This window comes from Variovorax sp. P1_H12_2 (assembly GCF_056405335.1).
The window spans coordinates 1-1,511 of record NZ_JBFUCI010000718.1; the positions used below are offsets into that span (position 1 = coordinate 1).

General features: G+C 65.3%; 3 protein-coding genes. 1 reads left to right on the plus strand and 2 read right to left on the minus strand.

From position 1 onward, the window contains the following. Positions 1-153: 153 nt before the first annotated feature. Positions 154-309, plus strand: coding sequence for a hypothetical protein (locus tag AC1D2K_RS34510; protein ID WP_478094915.1), 156 nt, complete (start codon positions 154-156; stop codon positions 307-309). 30 nt (positions 310-339) lie between these two features. Here AC1D2K_RS34510 and AC1D2K_RS34515 read toward each other — a convergent pair whose 3' ends face one another. Beyond that, the gene (locus AC1D2K_RS34515; RefSeq protein ID WP_478094917.1) at positions 340-516 is read right to left on the minus strand and encodes a hypothetical protein; all 177 of its coding nucleotides are present in this window, start codon (positions 514-516) and stop codon (positions 340-342) included. A 62-nt stretch (positions 517-578) separates the two neighbouring features. Continuing rightward, positions 579-1,511: porin (locus AC1D2K_RS34520; RefSeq protein WP_478094918.1), on the minus strand; the 933-nt coding region annotated here is incomplete at its 5' end.

The following is a 1,511-nucleotide window of genomic DNA, read 5'->3' on the forward strand; positions in this document are numbered from 1 at the left end:
CTTCTACAGGAACTTTCCCCCCTCCAAGAACGGGGGGATTTTTTCCAGTCCGCTTCCTAAGCTGACCATCACACTCATGTCCGGCATGACGTAAGCCCCGGTAGTCATCTAAAGTCGTCGTCGTCGGCGGCGGCGGCGTCGCCCGCCCGCTCGATGTACGTCGAGAGACTGACGCTGGCGCTGCACGATCGCCTGGGCCTGCAACTGCTCGGGCGTGCGATCTGGCACAACCCGGCCAAACCACCGGCCCCGCGCGGCGCGCCGGCGCGCGAGCGTGATGCATTCGCGGGGCCAGTTCGATTGCGCTGAAGGCCAGGTCTCGCCCGCAGCTTCGACGTTCTACTCGCTGGCCTTTTGAGCGAAAGGCGAGACCCTGGCTCCAGTGTGCTTCGCATCGCTATCGCGACAGAACCAGTTCATCGCCATGCCGAGCAGCAGTGCAAAGAGCAACACCGGCCCGCCATGGTGCTGCGACAGAAACGTGGCTGCGGCGGCCACGACGACGCTGGCGAGCACGCCGGGAAGAGGTGGCGTCCGAGTGCCGGCCAGCCGGTCAAGGTCAATGTGGTCATTGGCGATCAGAAGATGTGTCGAATGCCGACGTCGTAGCCGGTGGAGGACTGCGCAGTCGGCACGGAACCGTTGATCGKCTTCGTGTAGAAGGCCGGCCCGCCCACYGTGAGGTCGGCGCCGTTCGAGTTGTCGATCCGTGCCACGGTCGCGTACAGGGCTGTGCGCTTCGACAGGTTGTGCACATAGCCGAGGGCGAACTTCTCGGACTTCGGGTCCGGCGAGAGGCCACGCGCCACCTGGTTCAGGGCCGTGACGTTGTTGTACTTCACCTGGGTATAGACGGCCCGGATCAGACCGGGTCCGACCGGCACCGTCGCGCCGATCAGTCCACCGTTGGCGCCCGGGCTGGTGAAGCCGAAGGCGTTGGGCAGCGGCGGGATGCCGGAGAAGTCGGTTTTCAACTTGTTGTGCGAGTACTCGCCGAGCAGCTTGACGACGCCGAAGTCGTACGTGGCGGCGATGTTCCAGATGCCGAGATTGGTCGTTGTGCCCTGGAAGAACTGGTCCCCGATGGTGCTTCGGCCCGCCGCCAAGGCGACATCCAGCGGGCCCTTGGTGTAGCCGAAGCGACCGCCGACATAGCGCCCGGCGCGCTGGCCGTTGGGCAGGTTCGGGGTCAGCGTGCCCGGGTCGTACTTGCTCGCCTCGTTGAAGGCATACATCACCTGGCCGTAGAAGCCCCCCAGGCTCGGTGGCAGGAAGTAGCCCACCGAGTTGGAGGCCCGAAGGTAGTTGGGGTTGCCCTGGAAGCCGTTGGCCACCTGGCCCGGGGAGTTGAAGCCGCTCGCGGTGGCGATCAGGTTGATGCCCACGCCGTTGGAGGTGAACGGATCGGCCACCGCGTCGTTCCAGAACGTGGGCGTGTAGTCCCTGCCGAGGCGGACCTCACCCAGGACGCCTGACAGGCTGACCGTCGAGCGGCGATTGAAGGCAAAACC